This is a genomic window from Slackia sp., assembly GCF_977041755.1.
Map to the genome: position 1 here is coordinate 1 of NZ_CDRRGL010000194.1, position 2557 is coordinate 2557.

Consider the following 2557-nt stretch of genomic DNA (forward strand, 5'->3'; position numbering starts at 1 on the left):
ACGCGCAATCGCGAGGGCATCCGTCCGAAAATCAACGCCGATTTCCTGCGCAACGCGGCCGTGATTACGCTTGCTGGCCCGAAGGGCGCCGTGACGCTTTCGGTCGTTATGTCGCTTCCGTACTTCGTTGCCGCGACGACGCCGTTTCCCAATCGCGACCTGCTCATCTTCCTTGCGTCGGGCGTTATTGTGCTCACGTTGCTCATTGCGAATTTCGTGGTGCCGCTGCTGGCTCCCGCTGAAGAAAGCGAAGGCGCCTCGCCGCGCTCGAAGGTGGAAGTCGACATTTTGCAGAATGTTATCGACGAGCTGCTTGAGAAAGAAACCCCCGAAACGGCGGTGCCTACGCGCGTTACCGTGCAGGCATACCGCGATCGTATGAATTTGGTGCGCGAGCGCGAGGTTTCCGACGATACGCTGCGCGGCATGCGCATTGATGTTCTGGGCGACCAGCTCGAATTCGTGCGCGAAAAAATGGCGTCGGGCGAAGTGAGTCGCGCGGCGGGCGAGCGCTATGCGAGTACGCTCAACCACAGCATTGACGTGCTCAAGCGCGGCTCGCATTCGAAGTTTGCTTCGACGCTTGGCTCGGGCGCTCCCATTGTGGCGGGCGCGGGCGTCGCTCCCGGTGCGGTTGTTGCTCGGCCCGATTTGCGCAAGAAAGCCCCGTTCACATGGACGGTTCGCTTCATTGTGGACAAAGTTCGCGGTTCGAATATGACCGATGAATGCAAGCGCGAAATGTCGAAACTCATCATTGCCGCCGAAGAACACGCCTTGCAGTATTTGGAAAGCATGGAGCCCGCGCTCGACGCTGAGGGCCGTCATGCTGCGGGCCTGTTGAAGAGCGAATACAACGCTAACCTTATGGCGTTGCGCCTGCGCGTGGCCCGCGTGGAAGCGGAAGCGGCCGTCGAAGCTCGCGAGGAAGCGCGAGAGGCCGCCGAAGAGAAGTGTACCGTGCTGCCTGATTCCACGGCGAAGCTCGAGGCTATAACGGGCATCGACATTTCGAAGGTCACTCCCGAAAGCAAACGCGTACTTGACGCCGCCGAGGCGCGCGAAGCCCAACTGGAGGCTGTGATGGGGTCGCCTTCCGAAGCAGGCACGATTCCGTTCGTCGCGCCCGATTCCGATGACGCCGATTTGGCGGCTAAGATGAGTTCCGCGGCAAATGCCGTGGCCGATGCTGCATCGGCAGCTTCCGCTGCGCTCGCTGGCGAAGAGACGCATACGGGTCGCAAGGTACGCGGCACGTTTTTGGGCAAGCGTCGCGTGAAGGCGAAAACGCGCGACATCGAGGCCGAGGCGCTTTCGATGGAGCTCGAACAAATTCGCCTTATGCGCGAGGCCGGCCGCCTTACCAATGCAGATGCCCGCGAGCTGCGCGAAGAGGTATACATGTTGCAGATGGGCCTCGAGGCCAGGTAGCAAGCGGAAGCTTTGGTGCGCGACAGTTGGCGCACCCTTCGACAGCTGCGGTGCGTGCGGCCGCGAAAGCTCCGACCTAACAATCCCTCACTGAGATTTCGAAAGCCCCATTCGGTTACCGTCGAATGGGGCTCTTGTTGTATAGAACGGTCGAAAACCACAATATGTAGGTATTACTCGCATATCTTCCCTATATGGGGCATATAAATAATCATTCAAAGTGACAGTTAAGTAACGTGCAAAATAAATTGTCAGATAAGTTGACAATGAGGCACTTAGATTTTATATTGCCAAATGTACCAAGAAGGCGCGAAGGTCGCGGAGGGCAAAAGCTGCGGGCTTCGAACCGAACACGCAAGGTAAGAACAGTCGGTGGCAATGCCACCAGCGAGGCTGCAGGACGCGGCTTCGTCAACGAGAAAGGGCTGAATAGATATGGGCAAGATTCTGGGTATCGACCTGGGCACCACGAACTCCGCGATGGCGGTTATGGAAGGCAATGAGCCCACCATTCTGGTGAACGCCGAAGGCGACCGCACCACTCCGTCGGTCGAGGGCTTCCGCAAAGACGGCGAGCGTGTTGTCGGCAAGGCCGCTAAGAACCAGGCTGTCACCAACCCTGAGAACACCGTTTCTTCCGTGAAGCGCTTCATCGGCCGCAGCTACGACGAAACTGCCGAAGAGCGCAAGACCGTCGCCTACAATGTCGTGAAGGGCAAGGATGGCCGTTCCGTCGTCGACATCGATGGCAAGGAATACACTCCCGAGGAAATTTCGGCCATGGTTCTGCAGAAGCTGAAGGCTGACGCCGAGAAGCGCGTGGGCCAGCCGATTACCGAGGCCGTCATTACCGTTCCTGCATACTTCAACGACGCTCAGCGTCAGGCCACCAAAGACGCTGGCAAAATTGCTGGCCTCGAAGTGAAGCGTATTATCAACGAGCCTACCGCTGCTGCTTTGGCTTACGGCCTCGACAAGGTGAACAAAGATCAGAAGATCCTCGTGTTCGACCTTGGCGGCGGCACGTTCGACGTTTCCGTGCTTGAGCTCGGCGACGGCGTGTTCGAAGTTCTGTCCACCGCTGGCGACAACCACCTGGGCGGCGACGACTGGGACCACCGCGTCA

1 protein-coding gene and 1 pseudogene are annotated in these 2557 nt (G+C 58.6%); both read left to right on the top strand.

What is annotated here, in order from left to right; genetic code table 11:
* Positions 1 to 1431: pseudogene (locus tag ACWI8T_RS09395) on the top strand (hypothetical protein); the annotation flags it as partial.
* Between the two features lie 435 nt (positions 1432 to 1866).
* A partial coding sequence (locus tag ACWI8T_RS09400; protein ID WP_449138755.1) for an Hsp70 family protein occupies positions 1867 to 2557 on the top strand: 691 nt, incomplete at its 3' end.